This window comes from Halomicrobium sp. HArcel3 (assembly GCF_058933135.1).
Genome location: NZ_JBZYDN010000009.1, coordinates 80,992 through 103,312, shown reverse-complemented (window position 1 = coordinate 103,312; position 22,321 = coordinate 80,992). Strand labels below are relative to the sequence as shown.

The 22,321-nt window shown below is 66.2% G+C and carries 22 protein-coding genes; 13 read left to right on the top strand and 9 right to left on the bottom strand.

Annotated elements, in window-relative coordinates; genetic code table 11:
• Positions 1–81 precede the first annotated feature (81 nt).
• From AC5FRV_RS18380 to AC5FRV_RS18370, 3 genes are all read right to left on the bottom strand, one after another.
• Positions 82–732: an HAD family hydrolase gene (locus tag AC5FRV_RS18380; RefSeq protein WP_493562541.1), complete on the bottom strand. Its 651-nt coding sequence runs from the start codon at positions 730–732 to the stop codon at positions 82–84.
• Positions 733–842: 110 nt separating this feature from the next.
• Positions 843–1,262 carry an RNA-binding domain-containing protein gene (locus AC5FRV_RS18375; RefSeq protein WP_493562540.1) on the bottom strand — a complete coding sequence of 140 codons (420 nt, stop codon included), beginning with the start codon at positions 1,260–1,262 and terminating at the stop codon, positions 843–845.
• A 40-nt stretch (positions 1,263–1,302) separates the two neighbouring features.
• On the bottom strand, positions 1,303–1,878 hold the full coding sequence (locus AC5FRV_RS18370; RefSeq protein WP_493562539.1) for an AAA family ATPase: 576 nt from the start codon (positions 1,876–1,878) through the stop codon (positions 1,303–1,305).
• Between the two features lie 77 nt (positions 1,879–1,955).
• Here AC5FRV_RS18370 and AC5FRV_RS18365 point away from each other — a divergent pair, with 77 nt between their 5' ends.
• Complete coding sequence (locus AC5FRV_RS18365; RefSeq protein ID WP_493562538.1) at positions 1,956–2,333, top strand: YccF domain-containing protein; 378 nt, start codon at positions 1,956–1,958, stop codon at positions 2,331–2,333.
• An 82-nt stretch (positions 2,334–2,415) separates the two neighbouring features.
• Here the strand turns inward: AC5FRV_RS18365 and AC5FRV_RS18360 are convergent, their stop codons facing one another.
• The 4 genes from AC5FRV_RS18360 to AC5FRV_RS18345 all read right to left on the bottom strand — a co-directional run bounded on the left by AC5FRV_RS18360 (position 2,416) and on the right by AC5FRV_RS18345 (position 6,908).
• Positions 2,416–3,258: a polyprenyl synthetase family protein gene (locus AC5FRV_RS18360; protein WP_493562537.1), complete on the bottom strand. Its 843-nt coding sequence runs from the start codon at positions 3,256–3,258 to the stop codon at positions 2,416–2,418.
• A 578-nt stretch (positions 3,259–3,836) separates the two neighbouring features.
• The gene (locus AC5FRV_RS18355; protein WP_493562536.1) at positions 3,837–4,787 is read right to left on the bottom strand and encodes an electron transfer flavoprotein subunit alpha/FixB family protein; all 951 of its coding nucleotides are present in this window, start codon (positions 4,785–4,787) and stop codon (positions 3,837–3,839) included.
• Complete coding sequence (locus tag AC5FRV_RS18350) at positions 4,784–5,575, bottom strand: electron transfer flavoprotein subunit beta/FixA family protein (protein ID WP_493562535.1); 792 nt, start codon at positions 5,573–5,575, stop codon at positions 4,784–4,786. The genes AC5FRV_RS18355 and AC5FRV_RS18350 overlap by 4 nt, the downstream gene beginning before the upstream one ends.
• Before the next feature lie 181 nt (positions 5,576–5,756).
• A complete protein-coding gene (locus AC5FRV_RS18345; RefSeq protein WP_493562534.1) occupies positions 5,757–6,908 on the bottom strand; it encodes a helix-turn-helix transcriptional regulator in 1,152 nt (383 codons plus the stop codon).
• Positions 6,909–7,064: 156 nt separating this feature from the next.
• On the opposite strand from AC5FRV_RS18345, the gene AC5FRV_RS18340 reads away from it, so the two are divergent.
• Positions 7,065–8,288, top strand: coding sequence for a DUF7096 domain-containing protein (locus tag AC5FRV_RS18340; protein ID WP_493562533.1), 1,224 nt, complete (start codon positions 7,065–7,067; stop codon positions 8,286–8,288).
• Positions 8,289–8,327: 39 nt separating this feature from the next.
• Complete coding sequence (locus AC5FRV_RS18335) at positions 8,328–8,789, top strand: type IV pilin domain-containing protein (protein WP_493562532.1); 462 nt, start codon at positions 8,328–8,330, stop codon at positions 8,787–8,789.
• On the opposite strand, the gene AC5FRV_RS18330 is transcribed toward AC5FRV_RS18335, so the two are convergent.
• Positions 8,786–9,409 (bottom strand): methyltransferase domain-containing protein, encoded by a 624-nt coding sequence (locus AC5FRV_RS18330; protein ID WP_493562531.1) that lies wholly within the window; start codon positions 9,407–9,409, stop codon positions 8,786–8,788. The genes AC5FRV_RS18335 and AC5FRV_RS18330 overlap by 4 nt on opposite strands.
• A 311-nt stretch (positions 9,410–9,720) precedes the next feature.
• On the opposite strand from AC5FRV_RS18330, the gene ahaH reads away from it, so the two are divergent.
• From ahaH to AC5FRV_RS18280, 10 genes are all read left to right on the top strand, one after another.
• Positions 9,721–10,053, top strand: a complete 333-nt coding sequence (ahaH, locus tag AC5FRV_RS18325; RefSeq protein ID WP_493562530.1) for an ATP synthase archaeal subunit H — start codon at positions 9,721–9,723, stop codon at positions 10,051–10,053.
• Positions 10,040–12,295 carry a V-type ATP synthase subunit I gene (locus AC5FRV_RS18320; RefSeq protein WP_493562529.1) on the top strand — a complete coding sequence of 752 codons (2,256 nt, stop codon included), beginning with the start codon at positions 10,040–10,042 and terminating at the stop codon, positions 12,293–12,295. Before ahaH ends, AC5FRV_RS18320 begins: the two co-directional genes overlap by 14 nt.
• A 165-nt stretch (positions 12,296–12,460) precedes the next feature.
• Entirely contained in the window at positions 12,461–12,727 is a 267-nt protein-coding gene (locus AC5FRV_RS18315; RefSeq protein ID WP_493562528.1) for a F0F1 ATP synthase subunit C, read from the top strand.
• Positions 12,728–13,069: 342 nt separating this feature from the next.
• Positions 13,070–13,654 (top strand): V-type ATP synthase subunit E, encoded by a 585-nt coding sequence (locus tag AC5FRV_RS18310; protein ID WP_493562527.1) that lies wholly within the window; start codon positions 13,070–13,072, stop codon positions 13,652–13,654.
• Positions 13,651–14,730 carry a V-type ATP synthase subunit C gene (locus AC5FRV_RS18305; protein ID WP_493562526.1) on the top strand — a complete coding sequence of 360 codons (1,080 nt, stop codon included), beginning with the start codon at positions 13,651–13,653 and terminating at the stop codon, positions 14,728–14,730. Before AC5FRV_RS18310 ends, AC5FRV_RS18305 begins: the two co-directional genes overlap by 4 nt.
• A complete protein-coding gene (locus AC5FRV_RS18300) occupies positions 14,727–15,050 on the top strand; it encodes a V-type ATP synthase subunit F (RefSeq protein ID WP_493562525.1) in 324 nt (107 codons plus the stop codon). Before AC5FRV_RS18305 ends, AC5FRV_RS18300 begins: the two co-directional genes overlap by 4 nt.
• A 1-nt stretch (position 15,051) precedes the next feature.
• On the top strand, positions 15,052–16,812 hold the full coding sequence (locus AC5FRV_RS18295) for an ATP synthase subunit A (protein WP_493562524.1): 1,761 nt from the start codon (positions 15,052–15,054) through the stop codon (positions 16,810–16,812).
• 2 nt (positions 16,813–16,814) lie between these two features.
• Positions 16,815–18,227 carry an ATP synthase subunit B gene (locus AC5FRV_RS18290; RefSeq protein WP_493562523.1) on the top strand — a complete coding sequence of 471 codons (1,413 nt, stop codon included), beginning with the start codon at positions 16,815–16,817 and terminating at the stop codon, positions 18,225–18,227.
• 115 nt (positions 18,228–18,342) lie between these two features.
• Positions 18,343–18,843: a YciE/YciF ferroxidase family protein gene (locus tag AC5FRV_RS18285; protein WP_493562522.1), complete on the top strand. Its 501-nt coding sequence runs from the start codon at positions 18,343–18,345 to the stop codon at positions 18,841–18,843.
• A gap of 254 nt (positions 18,844–19,097) precedes the next feature.
• Positions 19,098–19,793, top strand: a complete 696-nt coding sequence (locus AC5FRV_RS18280; protein WP_493562521.1) for a V-type ATP synthase subunit D — start codon at positions 19,098–19,100, stop codon at positions 19,791–19,793.
• Between the two features lie 143 nt (positions 19,794–19,936).
• Here the strand turns inward: AC5FRV_RS18280 and AC5FRV_RS18275 are convergent, their stop codons facing one another.
• The gene (locus tag AC5FRV_RS18275) at positions 19,937–22,138 is read right to left on the bottom strand and encodes an alkaline phosphatase D family protein (RefSeq protein WP_493562520.1); all 2,202 of its coding nucleotides are present in this window, start codon (positions 22,136–22,138) and stop codon (positions 19,937–19,939) included.
• Positions 22,139–22,321 lie beyond the last annotated feature (183 nt).

Sequence of the window (22,321 nt, the reverse complement as noted above, 5' to 3'; positions counted from 1 at the left end):
GCGGTCGAGCGGCGCGAGGGCTTTCGGGCTGTTGGCACTCGCTAGTGTACTCCTGAAAACTACTTCAGCAACAGATCCTGGTCAGAGCATCGCCCGCAGAGTCGCGAACAGTTCCGGTCCCTCACTGTCGTCCTCGTAGTGGATGGGAACGAAACCAGCAGCACGCGCGCCCTCGACGTCGGATTCGTAGTCGTCGCCGACCATGACGTACTCGTCTGCTTCGAACCGGTCCCGAATCGCGTCGTAGGGTGCGCCGTCGGCCTTGTGGCCGCCGACGTCGTAGGAGACGACCACCTCGTCGAAGTAGTCGGTCAGCCCGTGGTGGTCCAGTTTCGCTCGCTGCCACTCGCCGACGCCGTCAGTGACGACGGCGAGGCTGGTGTGGTCGTCGTCGGCCAGTTCCGCCAGGCACTCCCGGGCGGCGTCGGGGACGGACGACGCCGCGAACTCGGCCTCGCGGACGGTCGCGACCAGTTCGTCGTGGTCCAGTTCGTCGTTCTGCGCTGCATCGTCGGCCAGCCGTTCTTGCACGGCCGAAACGCCGGCGGCGTAGGGGTCGGCCTCCAGCTCGTCGAACGCGGCGAAGAAGGCCTCGTCGTACGCGTCGAGGTGGACGTCGTCGGTTCCGTCGAGGTGCTGGTCGAATGCTTCGGTGAGGATGCGGTCGTACGCCCGGTCGAAGTGGACCAGGGTCCCGTCGAGGTCGAAACAGACGACGGTGTCGGTGGCCATACCGGGCGGTCGGGAGTCGGGGACAAATGGGTTGCGACGGGCCGGGATTGCGGCGGATGGGGATTGCGGCGGGCCAGTGCGGCGCCGTCAGCGGCGGCGCTTGCGGACGCTCACCCGTCGAGGTCGACCGGTTTTCCTTCCTCTGTCGGCGGCGCGACGTGGTCGATGAACTCCTCGGCGGAGGGTTCGTTCACGCGCACGCGGACGTGGACGTCGCCCAGTTCGGCGGGGTCGCCGACGGCGAAGTTGATCCGCTCCTCGAAGGCGGCCTGTTTCTTCAGGTCGAAGGCGATGGTGTCCCCATCCAGTTCGTCGAAGAACACCGAGCGGGCGGTGTCGAGGATCTCGAAGCGGTGGAGCAACTCGGAGAAGTGGTCCATGTCGTGGGTCTCCGCCAACAGCTCGCCGTGGCGGAACTCCGGGTCGGCGTTCGGGAAGAGGTTCGTGATGGCGTCGGCGACCCGGTCGGTCACCTCGGTGTCGGCGACGGGAGCCGTTATCTGAACGTCGATCTGGTAGATGGTGGTCATTGCTGGAGAGCGCGAGTGGTGGAATCGAGCGCGGTCATTGTCACTGGCTGTACTGGCTCCGGTAGGCGGCGACGCCCTCGGTCAGCAGTGTCCGTACGCGGGCGCGGAACGCGTCGAGGCTGTCCGTGTTGTCGATGCTGACGTCGGCGCGGTCGATGGCCTCGCCCATGCCGAAGCCGAGTTCGCGCTCGTCGCGCGCTTCGAGGGACTCGCCGCCCTCGTCGCTCCCCTTGTCGCGGCCGCGCTCGTCGATTCGTTCCGCGCGCACGTCGAAGGGGGCCTCGATGCTGACGAGCGCGAACTCCCCGTCGAAGGCCGTCTCGAACTCGTCGACCTCGACGCCCGAGCGAACGCCGTCGACGAGGACGACGTCGCTGTCTTCCAGCGCGTCTTCGATCAGCGGGAGCGAGCGCTCGGCGATGGCTGCCGGGCCGTTTTCCTCCCGGAGCGCCTGTGCGACCTGCCCGTGGTGGGTGGCCGGGTCGAGGTCGCGGTCGCGACACTCCGCGCGGATGACGTCGCCCATCGTCACGACGGGGACGTCGAGTTCCTCGGCGACGTTCGCGGCCTCGCCCTTGCCGCTGCCGGGCAGACCGACCGTCGCGATGACTGTCATTGCCACTTCGTTGTCCCACGCCGCGCTTAAGGACTACGTTCGGCCAACGCTTTGTGCGATGAGGCCCTACCCCTGGTATGGCCCAGCGCTCGTTCCCGGTCCGCGCCCTCTGGTTCGTCTTCGTCGGCTGGTGGCTCACGCCGATACTCGTCAACGTCGCCTGGTTCTGCAACGCGACCATCGTCCTCATCCCGGTCGGGATCAAGCTGACGAACCTGGTTCCGACGGCGCTCACGCTGGCCGAACCCCGGTCACTCGACGACCCCGATTCCGCTCGCGGGCAGCAGTCGCTCGCGATACGGGCGGTCTACTTCGTCTTCGTCGGCTGGTGGCTCTCGTGGCTCTGGGCCAACGTCGCGTCGTTCCTGGCGATAACTATCGTCGGGCTGCCGCTGGCCATCTGGATGTTCAACCGCCTCCCCTACGTCACGTCGCTGTACCGGTTCCACGGGTAGGCACTCGATCGCGCCGGCCTTCTCACGGGTCGTTCCACTTCCCGTTCGGTTTGAAGATGCTCCTCCCTGCGGTCGGAGCGTCCTACTTTTCTCTTACGACGACGAACTCCGCCAGGTCCCGGAGGTACTCGATGGCCTGGGAGTCGGGCGCGTCGACGGTCGACAGCGCCTCCAGGGCGGCGTCGGACTCGGCGCGGGCCCGCTCGTTGGCCTCCTCGGGCGCCAGGCCGGTCACCTCCACGAACGAGGGTCGCTCCATCTCGGCGTCCTGGCCGGCGGGTTTGCCGAGTTTCTCGGCGTCGGCCGTCGCGTCCAGCACGTCGTCGCGGATCTGGAAGGCGACGCCGACGCGCTCGGCGTAGGTGCCGAAAGCCTCGACGGTGTAGGCGTCGGCGTCGGCGGCGATGGCCCCCAGCTCCGCGGCGGCACGAAAGAGCGCGCCGGTCTTCCGCCGGGCGAGCTCCATGTATTCGTCCTCCGAGGCGGGCCGGGCGACGAGTTCCGTCGCCTCCCCTTCGCCGAGTTCGACCATCGCTTCGGAGACGGCCTGCATCGCGCGTTCGTCGGCGGAGAAGAGGCCGAACGCCTCGCCGAGTAACCCGTCGGAGGCGATGATCGCCGGCCCGTGACCGTACTCGGCCCACGCGGAGGGCGTCCCCCGGCGGACGTCGGACTCGTCGATGATGTCGTCGATGACGAGCGAAGCGTTGTGGACGAGTTCGATACCGACGGCGTAGTCTGTGGCGTCGGTCGGCTCGCCGCCCAGTGCCTCACAGACGAGGACGGTCACTGTCGGGCGAACGCGCTTGCCGCCCGCGAGCGTGACGTGCCGGACCTGGTCGGCGAGCTCGCCGGGCTCGACGGCGTCGAGCACCTCGACCAGGCGGTCCTCCACCTGGTCCCGGCGCCGTTCCAGGTATTCCATGTGGCGTGGCTTTGGGAGAGGTGGGCAAGTAGCTGACGGATGCGATCGTGGGTGTGTTTTCGACGACGGTGTCGTCGTTCGTCCAGGAACGGTACCCCCTGGACGCGTGGCTCTGTCGGATCCGGTCTCTCGCTGTGCTCGCGAACCACTCGTCGAAAAACGTGGTCCACGCGAGCGGAGCGAGCGTGGGCTCGGGAGAGCGCTGCTCTCCCGGTGGCGAAAAAGGCACGCCCTCGCTGTGCTCGGGCGTGATCGCTTACCTGAACTCCTCGGTCAGGGCCGGGACGACGTCGAAGAGGTCGTCGACGATGCCAGTACCACCTTTTTCTCCTCGGGTCCGCTCGCTGTGCTCGCGAACCGCTCGTCGAAAAACGTGGGCGAAAAAGGCACGCCCTCGCTGTGCTCGGGCGTGATCGCTTACCTGAACTCCTCGGTCAGGGCCGGGACGACGTCGAAGAGATCGTCGACGATGCCAGTACCACCTTTTTCTCCTCGGGTCCGCTCGCTGTGCTCGCGAACCGCTCGTCGAAAAACGTGGGAGAAAAAGGCACGCCCTCGCGGTGCTCGGGCGTGATCGCTTACCTGAACTCCTCGGTCAGGGCCGGGACGACGTCGAAGAGGTCGTCGACGATGCCGTAGTCGGCGATGTCGAAGATGGGCGCGTTGGGGTCTTTGTTGATGGCGACGATGGTGTCGGCGCCCTTCATGCCGGCGACGTGCTGGACGGCGCCGGAGATGCCGATGGCGAGGTAGACGTCCGGCGTGACGACCTTGCCGGACTGACCGACCTGGCGGTCGGCGGGGAGCCAGCCGTTGTCGACGATCGGTCGGGACGCCGACAGCGTCGCGCCGAGGGCGTCGGCCAGGTCGCGGACGAGGTCGAGGTTCTCCTCTTCCTCGATGCCGCGGCCGACCGAGACCAGGACGTCGGCGTCCGTGATGTCGACGTCGCCGCTGACGGCCTCCTCGAATCCGGTGACCGTCGAGCGGACCTGTGACTCGTCGATAGTCGCGTCGAATGCCTCGACGCTGGCCTCGCCGTTCCCGTCCGCCGGTGGCCACTCGCCGGGCCGGACCGTCACGACGGCGCGGTCAGCGTGGACGTCGACGGTCGTCTCCACCTTCGAGCCGTACAGTTCGCGCGTCACCGTCAGGTCGTCGTCGACGGCCAGGTCGACCGCGTCGGTGACCAGCGGTCGGTCGAGCCGGCTCGCCACGGCGGGGGCGTAGTCCATCCCGTTGACGGTGTGTGGCAGGAGGAGGACGGTCGGGTCGACTGCGTCGACCAGCTGTTCGACCGCCTGGACGGAGACGTCGTGGTTGAACTCCGCACCGGCCTCGACGGTGTGGACGACGTCGACGCTCGGTCGGTTCAGCCGGTCGCCGTACTCCGCCGTGTCGCCGCCGACGACGGCCACGTGGAGCTCGCTGTCGGTCTCGTCCGCGAGGTCGTACCCGGCGGCGACGAGCTGGTCGCTCACGTCACGGAGTTCCCCGCGGCGGTGTTCCGCGACGGCGAGGACCGTCACTGGCCCACCCCCTTCTCCCGGAGTAGTCCGGCGAGTTCACCGGCTGTCTCCCCGGCACCGCCTTCGAACAGGGTCGCTTCGCCTTCGGTCTCGGGTTCGTACAGCGCCGTCTGTTCGATCGGGCTGTCGAGGGCGTCGGGGCCCAGCCCGAGGTCGTCGAGCGACTTCACGGCTAAGTCCTTGCTCTGGGCCTGGCGAATCCCGCGGAGGCTGGCGTACCGCGGGTCGTTGATGCCCGTCTGGATGGTCAACACCGCCGGGAGCTCGACGTCGGATATCTCGTCGACGCCGCCCTCCAGCTCGCGGTGGACGTGCGCCACACCCTCGTCCGCACTGAGATCCAGCTGGTTGACGACCGCCGCCCAGCCCATCTCGAGCCGTTCGGCCAGCGAGACGCCGGTGGCGCCCAGGCTATCGTCGCCCGACTGCACGCCGGTCAGGACGAGGTCCGGGTCCTCTTCCTCGGCGACGGCACCGAGTAGCCGGGCCTTCGTCGCCGGGTCCAGCATGCTCGCCTCTGCCAGTCGGTCGTCCCAGACGCGAACGGCGCGGTCGGCGCCCTTGGCCAGCGCCTGCCGGATGGTCTCGTCGGCGCGTTCCGGGCCGATGGTGACGGTCACCACCTCGACGTCCTCGACGTCTTCGGCTATCGTGACGGCCTCCTCGACGGCGTACTCGTCCCACTCGTTGAGGTCGTAGGTCACGTACCGGTCGTCGATCGAGAGCCCGTCGATCTCGAACTCGTCGTCGACGACGGTCACCTCCTTGACCGTGACAAGAATTTTCACACCAGACGTGGGTCCGGCGGGCGAATAAACGTTTCCGAACTCTCACCCACGTGACATCCGTTTCCGGCCGCCGTGTCCCGAATGCTCGGCCGCAGGTCTCATAGTGGTGGTTGTAAGCCCTTACCGGCGTTCGACGTGGACGGTTCCGGCGAACGTCGGTACAAAGTTACAACCACCACTATCAGTTCTGATCGAATTCGGTCACGTCCTCGTCCGGGAACGAAATAAGGTTCTCGCGACCGATGCGGAGCTTGTTGATGGCCCCGTCGTCCTCCATCGCGGAGAGCAACTGGGACACCTTCGCGTTCGACCAGCCGGTCTCCTTGACGATGCTCGCCTGTTTCATGCGGCCGCCGTTGGCTTCGAGGAGCCGTTCGACGCGCTCTTCGTCGCTGAGCAGTTCCTCGTCGACGTCGTCGTCCGGTTCGGACTCCTCGGTGGTCGGTTCGACGGTACCCGTCGTGACCGTCTCTTCGTCTGCGTCACCGGTTGACGGCGACGTGGGCGGACTCGCGGACGGGGAATCGGTTCCGTCCCCTCCTCCAAGCACTGGCGACGGCAGGCCCCCGTTTCGCCTGGCGAAGACGTACGCGCCGACAGCGATGATGCCGACGACGAAGAACCCGCCCCAGATGAGGCTCTCGCGTGGGGGATCCGGATTCGGACTGACGACACCGCCATCACCGTCGTAGACGATGGTCATGTAGCCCGGCTCGAACTGCTGGGGGCCTTGCCAGTGGAACTGACCGTTCTGAACTGCCTTGGGAGCGCTGACAGCCGCATATCCATCCGGTAGTTCGATGGTTAGCTCCTGGCTCTCGGTCAGCCCGTCGAGCCAGGTGCCCCGTGTCGTGTTGAACGCGTCGTCGACAGCCATGTAATCGCCATCTTCGCGCGCGAAGTCGGTCCAGGTGAAGCGAAGAGTGAACGTGGAGCTGTTGACGTCGCTGGTGAAACGCTCGTCGGTGACGTTCATCTGACGGCCGCTCGCCTGGGACGACGCGGCGGCAGCGGCGCGAACCGTATCGAGCCACGGCGGAGTCTTCTGTCCGCTCTCGTACTGGTCCGCCAGGTCGCGGAACGTCGCGTTCTCTTCCTCGGTCGTGGCGTCGAGGCGCGTCGTTATCGTCCAGGCGGCGTCGCCGTTCGCTTGCAGCTGGATCTCGATCTGGGTCGTCTCCGGGGGGATCGTCTCCGTGGGCGTCGCCGTCGTCTGGGCAGCGCTGGCGGACCCAGTCGCTGACGGGAGGGACGCTCCGGTGGCTGCGAGCGGCGCGACGGCCACCGTGAGCGCGAGGAGGGCGAGGAGGGCGGGACGAAACCGGGCGGACATCTCTCTGTGGTGATTCCAGTGCCCGGGAGGAAAACCCTTTCCATCCGCAAATAAAACGTCAGCGGCCGTTTTAAAACGTCTTCACTCCTCTCGGGTGTCCGCTCGGGGTGGACAAAGAGATGGGTTTTTGGTGATTCGTCCTGTACCCACTCGGAAATGCGTCGAAGTTTCGCCCTACTGGTCTCCCTCCTCTTCCTCCTCGTCGTCGGCGCCTTCGCACCGCTGGGTGCCGGTGCCGACGACGCCGCCCAGACCAGTCCACTGATCGTGTCGATGGACAACACGTCGAACTACCTCACCGTCCCGACGAACGAAGTCACGACGACCGGAACGACTGCCGACGGTCTCTCACTCGCGACCGCTATCGACGGCGACACGACCGGGATGCAGAGCGAGTTCATCAGAATCTCCTTCGAGCGATCGTTCGAATCGGCGGCGAACGATACCGAGAAGACTGCCGCGATACGGAACGCCGCCGATAGCGTGGAACGCCGCCAGCAGGCCCTCGAACGCCGTGACAAGGCCGCCGTGTCCGCGTACGCCAACGGATCGATGACCGCAGCCGAGTTCACCCGCGAACGGGCCCGGATCCACAATGCTTCCGAACACCTGCGGGCGACGATCCAGCACGTCGACGCCGTCGCTCGCGCTGACGACGACTACTCCCCCTCCACGAGAATTCGAGTCAGGCTGGCGGATATCAACGGCGAACTGGAGGTGCTCCAGGGGCCGGCAAGCGAACACGTCAGCCGGGCCGCTGGGGGAGAGACGGCCGGCCAGACAATCTACGCCGAGACCTCCGGCGACGGGTACACGTTGGCGTACGTCACCGACGACTCCTACGTTCGCGAGACGTATCTCGCCACGGAACGGGACGAGAACGCGACTGATACCTTCATGGAGGCCGACGTCCCGCGCGGCAACGCCGCTCGGCTCCGCGGCTACGAACTGTACCCGTGGGTCACGAACCACTCGCTCTCCCCTGCCATCCAGGGCCTGGGACGGACCGGCATCTACCGGTTCACTGCGGACTTCACCAACGGGGAACTGACCGCGTACATCGACGGCGCCACGACGAACGTGTTCCGCGAGTCCCAGCGCCACAAACTCTCGGCCATGCCGGTCAGCAACACGATAACCGCCCACAACGAATCGCTCGACATGCGCGTGAACAAGACCTACGAGAGCGGGCCGCTCCACGTCGACCTCTCGCACAACGAGACCGCCGTCCCGACGAACGCGACGGTCACGGTCAACGGCGAACCGGTCGGCCACACCGGGGCCGACGGGAGTCTCTGGCTCGTGGAACCACGGGGCCCCGACCGGATCACCGCGACGACCGAGGACAACGAGTCCGTGAGCGTCTACCTCCCCGACTGAGGGCGGACATTCATATACGATGAGGGTGCCAGCGCCGCCATGGACCGCGCCGTGGCGCCCGTCGTCGGGGTCGCTCTCCTCCTCGCGATTACAGTGCTGACGGCGTCCGCCGTCGGAACTGCGGTACTCGTGCTCGAAACGCCGGACGAACCCACCAGTGCCGCTGTCTCGCTCTCGGTCGACGCCGAAACCGACCGCCTCCGGTTCACCCACCGCGGCGGAGACACGCTAAACGTCAGTCGCCTCTCCCTCTCGATCACGGTCGATGGGACGCCGCTCGCCGAGCAACCCCCGGTCCCCTTCTTCGCTGCGACCGGCTTCGTGAGCGGGCCGACCGGGCCGTTCAACAGCGGCGGCGACACGCGCTGGCGCGCTGGCGAGACCGCCGGGTTCAGGCTCGCCTCGACGAACTCGCCGACTATCGACGAGGGCGATCAGGTGACTGCCCGGATCGCGCGGGAGAAACAGACTGTCGTCGTGGTGCGTTCGCGGGCGAGCTAGTTTTCGGGAACCTGCGCGTGCGTCGTAATCGCCCGCGGGCTCCCTGGCCGAGACTGCTGGATGTGGTGGCGCCAGCTGTCGAAGCCCGCCTCGTGGAACATCCGGTCGGCCTCCTCCTCGTCGTAGAACAGCATGATGGCGTCAGCGAGCTTCTGGAACACTGTCTGGTTGGGGTAGTCCGGGCCGACGATGAGCACCTGGCCACCCGGCCGCGTCACGCGCCGGCACTCCCGCAGCGCGACGACGGGGTTGGGCCAGTACTCGATGGATCCCGAGGACCAGACGACGTCGAAGGAGTCGTCGTCGAAGGGGAGGCGCTCGGCGTCGCCGCGGCAGAACTCCACCGGCCCGTCCGTCCCGAACTTGCCGATGGCTCGTTCGAGCTGGTGCTCGCTCTGGTCGAGGCCGTGAACCCGGTCGACGTGTTCGAGCAGGCCCTCCGTGGCGAAACCAGTGCCACACCCCACGTCGAGGACGTCGTCTTCCGGCTCCAGCCCCAGCAGCCCGATGGCCTCGTCGCGCATCTCTTCGTTCCAGATGAACGGGTTCACCCGGTCGTACACCTTCGAGAGATATTTGTAGAACGTGCGCGCGCGGGACTTGTCTTCGAGCACTCCCATTGCTACGGGCGATTTCGAGGGGTCGGGCATTAACTCCGGGGATTTCGGTCTGGGGGCTACCGGGCTGTTCGTGGGGCTCTCAACTCGGTTCGCTATACCCTGGTTCTGAGCGGTGCGAGCGACCCGGCTGCTCACGGCTCCCTCCGGTCGCCGTTTGCTATAACTTGGTCGCTCACTCCGTTCGCGACCCCGCTGCTCACGGGTCGCTGGCGCTCCCCGTTCGCAATAACTTGGTTCTTCACTCCGATCAGAACCAAGCTTACTTCGCAACTACCAAATACTCCCTAGAGCTACCTGAAGACGATTAGAAAATGCCACGGCCACAAGTTCTCGACCAGATCAAGGAGGCCGAACAGGAGGCCGACGAGATCGTCGACGAGGCCGAGCGTGACCGCGAGGAGATCGTCGCGGAGGCCAGGGAGGAGGCCGAAGCGATCCGGGAGGAGGCTCGCGACGAGGCCGATTCGGCCGCAGAGGAGCGCCTCGCCGAGGCACGCGAGGAGATCGAGGCCGAGCGCGACCGCATTCTCGAGGAGGGTGAACAGGCCCGCCAGGAACTCGAGGCGACCGCGCAGGACCGAACGGACGAGGTGGTCGACTACGTGACGGAGCTGTTCGAGGAGGCGGTGCATGCTCAGACCTGAGCGAATGAGCCGGGTCTCGGTCACGGGATCCAAACGCGTCGTCGACGACGTCGTCGAGAAGGTCCACGGTCTCGACCTGCTCCACCTCTCCGAGTACGACGGCTCGTGGGAGGGGTTCGAGCCAGGAGACCCAGCCGAGGGGGCTAACGAGGCCTCCGAACTGCTCGTCACGGTCCGGTCACTGGAGTCCATCCTCGACGTCGAGGACGAGGACGCGGGACCGACGCAGCTCGTCGAACGGGACGCGCTCGAATCGGAGGTCGCCTCGATCCAGGCCGACGTCAACGAACTCGACGACCGCCGCTCCGAGCTTCGCGACGAGTTACGGACCGTCGAGGACCGTATCGGCTCGTTCGAGCCCTTCGTCGACCTGGGGATCGACCTCGACCTGCTCTCCGGGTACGACTCGCTCGAAGTCGCCGTCGGAGAGGGCGACGCCGAGCTGATCGAATCGGAGCTTGCGGGCTCGAACGCCGTCGATGCCTACGAGGTGTTCGCCGAGGACGGCGCCGTCGCGGTGTTCGTCTACCCGGCCAACGAGGACGTCACCGTCGCCGACCTGCTCGTCGGTGTGCCGTTCCAGGCCTACGACGTCCCCGAAGCCGAGGGGAACCCGGAGGCAAAACTGGCCGAGTTGCGCGAGCGGAAGGCGGAACTCGAATCCGAACTCGACGGCGTCGACCGGGACCTTGAGGGCATCAAGGACGACGTCGCGGGCTTCCTCCTGGCGGCCGAGGAGACGCTCACCATCGCAGTGCAGAAGCGCGAGGCGCCGCTGAGCTTCGCGACGACCGACAACGCCTTCGTCGCCGAGGGATGGGTGCCGACCGACCGCTACGACGAGCTGGTCTCGGCGCTCGAAGCGGCCGTCGGTGACCACGTCGAGGTCGAGGAGCTCGAACAGGCCGAGTACGACCGGGTCAGCCACCACGAGGGCCACGAGGCCGTCGCGGAGGAAGCCGGTCCCGGCAAGACGGTCGACGGACACGGGTCGACCGTCAGGCTCGAAGACGAAGGCGAGACCGACGAAGCGGCCGCCGCCGAGGAAGAGACGAGTCAGGAGAAAGAGACGGTCGCCGACGGCGGCGTCGTGACCATGGGCGACGACGACCCGCCGGTCGTCCAGGACAACCCAAAGGCGACGAAGCCCTTCGAGCTGCTGACGAACGCCGTCGGTAACCCGAAGTACTCGGAGTTCGACCCGACGATAATCCTGTTCCTGACGTTCCCGCTCATGTTCGGGTTCATGATTGGCGACGTCGGGTACGGTGCCATCTACACCGGTATCGGCTACTACATGTACAAGTCGTTCGACGGCGACGCGATGAAGAACTTCGGCCTCATCACCGCCGCGGCCGGGATCTCGACGCTCGTCTTCGGCGTCCTCTACGGTGAGATATTCGGTCTGCACACGATCTCGACCCTGCTGTGGGACCCGCTGATCGGTGGGGCGCCGATCAAGAAGGGACTCATGCCGGCCAACGCGTACTGGGCCGAGGCCTGGTTCCTCATCACCGCCCTGTTCGGCGTCGTCCACATGGGCCTGGGCTACGTCTTCGAGTTCGCCGAGAACTACTCGCTCCACGGATTCAAGGAGGCGATGCTCGAAACGGGCTCCTGGCTGTTCGCCCTGTCCGGTCTCTGGCTGTTCATCTTCAGCCGGCTCGGCGCGAACTCGAAGCCCGAGTTCCTCTACACCGCGTTCGCTAGCGGGGAGAAAGCGGCCTTCAAACTCGGCTTCACCGGGCTCCCGGAGTGGGTCGGCCTGCTCGGTGCGGCCATGCTGCTCGTCGCCATCCTGATGATCCTCGTGGGACCGACCCACGAGCTCGTCGAGATCCACGTCGTGCTCGCTCACGCCCTCTCGTACCTGCGTATCAGCGCAGTGCTGCTCGCCAAGGCGGGGATGGCTTTCGCGGTCAATCTCCTGTTCTTCGGTGCCTACGAGCACCACGGCGAGTTCCACTTCATGCTGAGCTACGGGCCGGAGTACGTGGCCGAACACTATCCGGAAGCGGAGGTCATGTTCGGCGGGATGATGCACGGCGGCATCGCGCTGACGGTCGCTGGCATCGCCGTCCTGATCGTCGGCCACCTGGTCGTGCTCGTGCTCGGCGTCACGTCCTCGGGCATCCAGGCAATCCGACTCGAGTACTTCGAGTTCTTCTCGAAGTTCTACGACGGTGGCGGCACGGCCTACTCGCCGTTCGGTCACGAGCGCGAGTACACCGCCGAGGAGTAGCGCGAAGATCCTTCCGATTTTCTACATGTGGAAACCCCTGACACGCCAGTAGTGGCCACCGTATCACCCGTTTTCGGCCGAATCGGTCAGTGTATTTGGGAAGGTTTAAGAACGCAACCGCAGAACGGCAAACTGTTCGGAGAGAAGTAAACGCGACCTAAAACAATGACTGCAACTATCACAGAACTCGCCAACGTCGCACTGCAATCAGAGGGGGCAGCCGCTGCCGCCCCTGCGCTCGAGGGACCTGCCGCCGCCGCGATCGCCGTCGGGCTCGCCGCCCTCGGTACCGGCTACGCACAGCGTGGTATCGGGTCGGCCGCGGTCGGCGCCATCGCCGAGGACGACGATCTGTTCGTCTCGGCGCTGATCTTCACTGCGCTCCCCGAGACCCTGATTATCATCGCGTTCGTCGTCTTCTTCCTGGCCTGATCGCGACGGTAGCGATCACCGGGCGGACGGCCGGGGCGACCGGCCATCACCCGTCGGCGTATCGGCCCGACGAACGACCCGCGAGCCGTGACGGCCTTTTCGGCTTGCTCGACGCGGTCTCGACGGACGGCGAGGGTTGCTGTCTGGGGCGTGAATATCGGCGCGTTTGGGAAGTTTTATGGGTCGTCTAGGCCGAGATTGACCCGTTCGGACGATCAACTACAGGAGGCTCACGATCATGAACTTGGATACACTCGCTACCCCACTGAAACCGTCCAGGCCGGCCGGACGGCGTCGATCGACGTCGCACGAACCGAGCCCGGGGACGTCTTCCGTCGAACTATGAGCATGGAGACTGTCGTAGAGGACATCAGAGAGGAGGCCCAGGAACGCGCGGAAGCGCTCCGGTCGGAGGCCGAGGCAGAGGCCGACGAAATCATCGCCGACGCGGAGGCCGACGCCGAGTCGATCCGCGAAGAGCGCGAGCGCGAGGCCGAGCGCGAGGTGGAGCAGGAGCGCGAACAGCGCCTCTCCAGTGCCAAGCTCGAGGCCAAGCAGGAACGGCTCTCGGCCCGCCGCGACGTCCTCGAAGACGTCCGCGAACAGGTCGAGGCCGAAATCGCCGGCCTCGAGGGCGACACTCGCGAGGAACTCACCCGGTCGCTCGTCGACGCGGCCGCCGCCGAGTTCGACGCCGACGCCGACGTTGACGTCTACGGCCGCGCTGACGACGAGGAACTGATCGAGGGCGTCCTCGCCGACTACGACGGCTTCAGTTACGCCGGCGAGTACGACTGCCTCGGTGGCGTCGTCGTCGAAAGTGACGCCTCGCGCGTCCGGGTCAACAACACCTTCGACTCGGTTATCGAATCGGTGTGGGAGGACAACCTGCGAGACGTCAGCTCGCGGCTGTTCGAGGAGCAATGACCGTGCAAGTCGACGAACAGACAAGTGGCGGGGCCGGGAACTACGAGTACGTCAACGCTCGCGTCCGCGCCCGCCGGGCGGCCCTGTTCGACGACGACGACTACCGGAAACTGGTCCGCATGGGAACCGGCGAGATCGCTCGGTTCATGGAGGAGACCGAGTACGAGACCGAGATGAACGCCCTCGGCTCGCGGTACGGGGGCGTCGATCTCGTCGAGTACGCGCTCAACCGGAACCTCGCCAAGCACTTCGACGACCTGCTCCGGTGGGCAGAGGGCGAGCTGTACGACTACATCGCCCGCTACCTGCGAAAGTTCGACGTCTGGAACGTCAAGACGGTCATCCGCGGCATCTACGCGGGCGCCGACGCGAGCCACATCGAGGACGACCTCATCCGCGCCGGCGAGCTCCCCGACGACGTCGTCGACCAGCTCGTCAACGCGGGGTCCATCGAGGAGGTCGTCACCATTCTGGACGGCACCGTGTACGACGAGGGCCTGTCGGCGGCCTACGAGGTCTTCGAGGAGATGGACGTGCTCGTCCCGCTCGAGAACGCGCTCGACCGCGCCTTCTACGAGCTGCTCGTCGACGGACTCCCGACGGTGACGGAGCCCGACACGCCGACCGCGCTGTACGTCGAGTTCCTCACCACGGAGATCGACTTCCGGAACCTCCGGAACGCACTGCGGCTCGCACGCAGCGGGGCCGACATCGACCCCTCCGAGTACTACATCGAGGGCGGACAGCTTTTCGACGAAACGACCATCCGGCAGCTGGCGACGAACACGGACCAGCTCGTCCAGCGCGTCCGCGAGAGCACGTACGGGGACGACCTCGATGCGGCGCTCGACGCCCTCGAGGACGCGAACAACCTCATCGACTTCGAGCGGGCGCTGGACGCGGCCCTGCTGGAGTACGCCGACCGGTTATCGAACCGCTACACGCTGTCTGTCTGTCCGGTTCTCTCGTACGTCCTCGCCAAGGAGCGCGAGGTCGACAACATCCGGGCCATCGCCCGCGGCCGCGAGGCGGGGCTCGAACCCGACGAGATCGAACAGGAGCTGGTGACCCTATGAGCCAGGAGATAGGCGTGATCGGGAGCCCGAGCTTCACGACCGGCTTTCGGCTGGCCGGCGTCCGGAAGTTCGCCGACGTTCCCGACGACGAGAAGGACGAACGCCTCGACGAGGCCGTCGAGGAGATGCTCGACGACGACGACGTCGGCATCGTCGTGATGCACAGCGAGGACATGGACGCGCTCTCCCGCGGGGTGCGCCAGGACGCCGAGACCAGCGTCGAACCGGTGCTGGTGACGCTCGGCGGCGGCGCCGGCAGCGGCGGATTGCGCGAGCAGATCAAGCGAGCGATCGGTATCGACCTGATGGAGGAAGACTAACATGAGTCAAGCCACAGAATCTGACGTCCGAGAGGACGGCGTTATCGAGAGCGTCTCGGGACCGGTCGTCACCGCGACCGACCTCGACGCCCGGATGAACGACGTCGTGTACGTCGGTCACGAAGGGCTGATGGGTGAAGTCATCGAGATCGAAGGAAACATCACCACGATTCAGGTGTACGAGGAGACCTCCGACGTCTCCCCCGGCGAACCGGTCGAAGGGACCGGTGCACCCCTCTCCGTGGACCTCGGGCCGGGCATGCTCGACGCCATCTACGACGGCGTCCAGCGCCCCCTCGACGTCCTCGAGGAGAAGATGGGGTCGCCGTACCTGGATCGGGGCGTCGACGCCCCGGGTATCGACCTGGAGAAGACCTGGGAGTTCGAGCCCGAGGTCGACGAAGGCGACGTCGTCGAGACCGGCGACATCGTCGGCACCGTTCCCGAGACGCCGAGTATCGACCACAAAGTGATGGTACCGCCCGGCTCCGAGGGCGGCGAAGTCGTCTCGATCGAATCGGGCGAGTTCACCGTCGAGGAGACGGTCGTCGAACTGGACTCCGGCGAGGAGATCCAGATGCGCCAGGAGTGGCCGGTCCGCCAGCAGCGACCGGCCGAGGAGAAGCAGACGCCGACGACGCCCCTCATCTCGGGGCAGCGCATCCTCGACGGCCTGTTCCCCATCGCGAAGGGCGGGACGGCCGCGATTCCGGGCCCGTTCGGCTCGGGCAAGACGGTCACTCAGCACCAGCTCGCCAAGTACGCCGACGCGGACATCGTCGTCTACGTCGGCTGCGGCGAGCGCGGGAACGAGATGACGGAAGTCATCGAGGACTTCCCGGAGCTGGAGGACCCGACCACCGGCAACACGCTGATGGACCGGACGTGCCTCATCGCGAACACGTCGAACATGCCCGTCGCCGCGCGTGAATCCTGCGTCTACACCGGGATCACCATCGCGGAGTACTTCCGCGACATGGGCTACGACGTCGCACTGATGGCCGACTCCACCTCCCGGTGGGCCGAGGCCATGCGCGAGATCTCCTCGCGTCTCGAAGAGATGCCCGGCGAGGAGGGCTACCCGGCCTACCTCGCCGCGCGCCTCTCGGAGTTCTACGAGCGCGCCGGCTACTTCCAGAACGTCAACGGCACCGAGGGCTCCGTGTCGGTCATCGGCGCGGTCTCGCCCCCGGGCGGTGACTTCTCGGAGCCGGTCACCCAGAACACGCTGCGTATCGTCAAGACGTTCTGGGCGCTGGACGCCGACCTCGCGGAACGTCGGCACTTCCCGGCTATCAACTGGAACGAGTCGTACTCGCTCTACCGAGACCAGCTCGACCCGTGGTTCGTCGACAACGTCGAGGACGACTGGCCGGAACAGCGCCAGTGGGCCATCGACGTGCTCGACGAGGAGGCAGAGCTACAGGAGATCGTCCAGCTCGTCGGCAAGGACGCGCTGCCGGAGGACCAGCAGCTGACCCTCGAGGTCGCACGCTACCTCCGTGAGGCATGGCTCCAGCAGAACGGCTTCCACCCGGTCGACACCTACTGTCCGCCGGAGAAGACCTACCTCCTCCTCGGCGCCATCCGCGCGTACAACGACGCGGCCTTCGAGGCGCTCGACGCGGGCGTTCCCGTCGAGGAGATCACCGACATCGACGCCGCGCCGCGCATCAACCGCATCGGCGTCCAGGAGGACTACGACGAGTTCGTCGACGAGCTCGTCGACGACATCGAGTCCGAACTCCAGGAGATGTACTAACGATGAAAGAATACCAGACCATCACCGAAATCAGCGGTCCGCTGGTGTTCGTCGAGACCGACGAACCGGTCGGCTACGACGAGATCGTCGAGATCGAGACCGGCGACGGCCAGACGCGCCGCGGCCAGGTGCTCGAATCGGCCAGCGACCACGTCGCCATCCAGGTGTTCGAGGGGACCGAGGGTATCGACCGCAACTCCTCGGTTCGCTTCCTGGGCGAGACGATGAAGATGCCCGTCACCGAGGACCTGCTCGGTCGGGTCCTCGACGGCTCCGGCCAGCCCATCGACGGCGGCCCGGAGATCGTCCCGGACGAACGCCGGGACATCGTCGGCGAGGCCATCAACCCCTACTCCCGGGAGTACCCCGAGGAGTTCATCCAGACCGGGGTCTCGGCCATCGACGGCATGAACACGCTCGTCCGCGGCCAGAAACTGCCGATCTTCTCGGCCTCCGGGCTTCCGCACAACGACCTGGCACTGCAGATCGCACGCCAGGCGACGGTGCCGGAGGAAGCGGAGGGCGAGGACGACGAGGGCTCCGAGTTCGCAGTGATCTTCGGCGCCATGGGGATCACCCAGGAGGAGGCAAACGAGTTCATGGCGGACTTCGAGCGCACCGGTGCGCTGGAACGCTCCGTCGTCTTCACCAACCTGGCGGACGACCCCGCCGTCGAGCGGACGATCACGCCGCGACTCGCGCTGACCACCGCCGAGTATCTCGCCTTCGACAAGGGATACCACGTGCTGGTCATCCTGACGGACATGACCAACTACTGCGAGGCGCTGCGAGAGATCGGCGCCGCGCGTGAGGAGGTCCCGGGTCGCCGTGGCTACCCCGGGTACATGTACACCGACCTGGCGCAGCTCTACGAGCGCGCGGGTCGAATCAAGGGTCGCGAGGGCTCTGTCACGCAGATCCCCATCCTCACGATGCCGGGTGACGACGACACGCACCCGATCCCCGACCTGACGGGGTACATCACGGAGGGGCAGATCATGATGGACCGTGACCTGCACAGCGAGGGGATCGAACCCCCCGTCAACGTGCTGCCGAGCCTGTCGCGGCTGATGGACGACGGGATCGGCGAGGGCCTCACCCGCGAGGACCACGCCGACGTCTCCGACCAGATGTACGCCGCGTACGCGGAGGGTGAGGACCTGCGCGACCTCGTGAACATTGTCGGTCGCGAGGCGCTCTCCGAGCGTGACAACCGGTTCCTCGACTTCGCCGACCGCTTCGAGGCGGAGTTCGTCGACCAGGGGTCGGACGCCGACCTCTCCATCGACGAGACGCTGGACATCGGCTGGGACCTGCTCTCGATGCTCCCGAAGGAGGAACTCAACCGTATCGACGAGGACCTCATCGAGGAGTACTACGAGGAACAGGAAGCCGAAGAAGTCGCCGCGGACTGACGCCGCAGTTCTCTATCCCCGTTTTCTGTTTCTCAAACCGCCAGTCACGCCGCCGTCTGCGGGTTGCCACTGCAGGCACTACGACTACCCACCGGAGGCCCGTCTGTCGATCCGTATGCCCGCAGAATCACTCGAAGACCTGTTCCTGATCGAACTGAAAGACGTCTACGACACCGAACACCGCCTGCTGGGCGCGCTCGACGAGTTGAGCCAGCAGACGACGCAGGAGGAGGCCCAGCAGGCCTTCGAGGAACACAGGGAGGAGACGGAGCGACACATCCAGCACCTGGAGCAGGCGTTCGAGACGCTCGGCGAGGAGCCCGAACGCGTGGAGTGCGAGGGCATCCAGGGGATGATCGAGGAGACCGAGGAGTTCTTCGAGGAGAAAGCCCCGGCCGAGCAGGTCGCCAACCGCTACGCCATCGGCGCCGCCCAGAAGACCGAACGCTACGAGATAACGGCCTACGAGAACATGCTCCAGTGGGCCCAGGAAGCCGACATGGACCGGGAGATCATCGAGGCCATCGAGGGAAACCTGGCGGACGAACAGTCGGCGCTGCAGGACCTCCAGCGCATGGCCGAGGAGTTCGACTACCAGCAGATCGTGGCGGCCTAGTCGGGCCGGCGCCGACTACCGGGAGGGGCCGCTTGCGGGCGAACGGCGAACGGAGTGAGCCGTGAGCCGTACGTTCACCCCGGAATCGGGCTCCGTGAGTCCGGACCCCGCACGGTACCCGATCCGTTTTCTCTCCGTCACCAGCAGTTCCGAGCCACGTCTGTGCCATCTGCCCCGTCCGCCTGACGAGAACGGCCGAAACCGCCGCGAACAACTGAAAACGATTAACTGCCTCGGTCCGTAAGCCCCCAGTAATGGCAAAGGACGTCAAACCCACGCGCAAGGAGCTCATGCAGATCGAGGACCGCATCGAGCTCTCCGAGCGTGGCCACGACACCCTCGAAAAGAAACGCGACGGGCTCATCATGGAGTTCATGGACATCTTGGACCAGGCCCAGGACGTCCGCTCGGACCTGGACGACTCCTACGAGCGCGCCCAGCGTGCCATCAACATGGCCCGCGCGATGGAGGGCGACGTCGCCGTCCGCGGGGCCGCCGCGGCGCTCAAGGAACACCCGGAGATCACGACCCAGTCGAAGAACATCATGGGCGTCGTCGTCCCACAGATCGAGTCCTCGAAGGTCCGCAAGTCCCTGGACGAGCGTGGGTACGGCGTGATGGGCACCTCCGCACGCATCGACGAGGCGGCCGACTCCTACGAGGCACTCATCGAGAACATCATCCTCGCCGCGGAGGTCGAGACGGCGATGAAGAAGATGCTCGAAGAGATCGAGACCACCAAGCGTCGCGTCAACGCCCTGGAGTTCAAGCTCCTGCCCGACCTCTACGACAACCAGGAGTACATCGAGCAGAAACTCGAAGAGCAGGAGCGTGAGGAGATCTTCCGCATGAAGAAGATCAAGGCCAAGAAGGAAGAAGAGGAGAAGGCCGAGCGTGCGGAAGAAGCGGCCGAAGAGGAACTGGCGACCGTCGCGGCCGACGACGACTGATAGCGTCGGTTGTGACTTTTCACCGGCGGTAGACGGCACCGGTCGCGTCGAACGCCGGTAGGGCGTACAACCGACACTATGCGTTCCTCCGTTCGACGCCGTATCGGTGCGGCGGCGGCCGCGCCGCCGATTCTTCGTCTCTCTCAGTTCATCTCGCGGTAGAGTGCGACGACGTCGTCGTAGTCGATGTCGCCGTTCTGGTTGAAGTCGTAAGCGTTCGGGTAGCTGGCGATGGGGTCGGACTCCAGGTCCTCGAAGAACGCGACCACGTCGTCGTAGTCCAGCCGTCCGTTCCCGTTGACGTCCTCGTACAGGCCGTCGTCGTCGGGGTCGGTCGGCGGGGTGCCGCCGACGGCGGGCGGGCCGACGTAGACGGGCCCGGACTCGGCCGCGGTGGGGACGTCTGCACCGTCGTCGTCGCTCAGTCGGTCGACGGCGACGTCGAGGTCGGTCCCACCGGCCCCGGTGCCCGACAGTGCCACGGCGGCGAGGGTAACCTCGCCGTCGGAGCCCACGGTCTGAATTTCGTCCTCCAGGTCGACGAATCGGATCGTCGCCTCGCTCCCGTCCTCGGCGACGGAGACGGTCTGGGCGCCGAACGCGTCGGCGACCGTCACGTCGTCGATGACGGCGACGGTCGGGTCGGCGACGGAGACGGTGACCTTCCCGCCGGCCAGCCCGTCGGGCAGCCACCGGGCGACGAGGTCGGCAGCGGCCGACTCGCCGTTGGCCATCGTGGTCGGGGTCGGCGCGACGGTCGTCTGGCCCTGGAGCCCCGGTTGCCCCTCGTCGACGACGAACCGGGCGTCGGTCCGGATCGATGCGCCGCGTTCGGTGACGTAGTCGACGACCCTGTAGTCGGTCTGCCACTGGTCGGGCGTGATCCGACAGCGGACGTAGCCCCGCTTCGCGCTGTGGTAGACGACGTTGTCGTTCTCCGCTAGCACCATCTGTCCGAACTCGGTCGTCTCGCGTCCGTCACCGTTCGACGCGATGGAGGTGCCGACGAACTCGGTCCCGATGGGCCTGGCGGGGTCGTCGAAGCTGCGGATCTCGTTGGCCCAGTGGGAGTGGACGTCGCCCGTGACGACGACGGGATTGTCGACGTGCTCCTCGAAGGCGCCGAAGACGACCTCCTGGCTCGGCACGTAGCCGTCCCACTGGTCGGTCCGGTACCCCTCTTCTTCGCCTTCGACGCGGTCGACCCGGGCGATGGGGAGTTGATTGGCCAGCACGTCCCAGGTCGCCGTCGAGTTCTGCAGGTTGTCGAGCAGCCACTCGCGCTGGGCGTCGCCGAGGATCTGGCGTTCGAAGCGCTCGTCGCAGCCGACGGCGGCGCCGACGTCGCCACAGGCCTGGTCGTCGCGGTAGTGACGCGTGTCGAGGACGTTGAACTCGACGAGGTCACCGAACGAGAAGTTCCGGTAGAGCTTCTGGTCGGGCCCGTCGGGCTTCTGTGCCATCCGGAACGGCATGTGTTCGTAGTAGGCCTGGAGCGCCGCGGTCCGGCGCTGGCGGAACGCCTCGGTGGACTGGTCGTCCTCCGGCACGTCGCCGGCCCAGTTGTTGTCGACCTCGTGGTCGTCGCGAGTGACGAGCCAGGGGGCGCTGGCGTGGGCGTCCTTCAGGTCGGGGTCGGACTTGTAGAGCCCGTAGCGCAGGCGGTAGTCGTCGAGCGTGGTGATCTCCTCCCGGTACTGGGTCGGGACCGACTCGTCGCGGGCTCCACCGTTCGCACCGATGCCGTACTCGTAGATGTAGTCGCCGAGGTGGACGACGAGGTCGAGTTCCTCCTCGGCCATGTGTTCGTAGGCCGTGTAGTAGCCGTCGACCCAGCGCTGGCAGGAGGCGAACGCGAAGTTGAACTCCTCGGGGCTCGCGTCGGGCGACGGTGCGGTCTTCGTTCGCCCGACCGGGCTGGCCTTCCCGCGGGCCTCGAACTGGTAGTAGTACTCCGTGTTCGGGTCCAGGTCGCGGACGTCGACGTGGACCGTGTGCGCCGAGGAGGGATCGGCCGTCGCGGTGCCGCGCTTGACGACGTCGCTCATCGACTCGTCGTTGGCGACGGTCCACTCGACGTCGACAGCCTCGTCGGGCATCGCGCCGTCGGCCGTCCGCGGGTCCGGTGCGAGCCGCGTCCAGATGACCACTGCCGTCGGGAGCGGATCGCCGGACGCGACCCCCAGCGAGTACGGGTCTGTCTCGAACTCGCCGTCGTCGGTCATCGCCGTCGCCTGACCGGTGACGCCCACGGCGGCTGCGATGGAGGCGGCGCCGGTGCGTCGCATGAACTGTCGCCGGTTCTGTCCCGTCGCGTCGTGTTCGGGTGGATCTTGTGGATCCATACCGTTCGGCGCGCATAGATCGGCAGTTAAATTTTATAATATTGATATGTAAGGGAACGTAGCTGGAAGATACCTCGTCACCGACTCGCGAGCGTAAGGTGTCGTATTGCGGTTGCGTTCCCTCTAGCCGCTCCGAGGTTCAGTTCCGAGTGATGGTGAGGGCTACAGAGACGGCCAGTCACG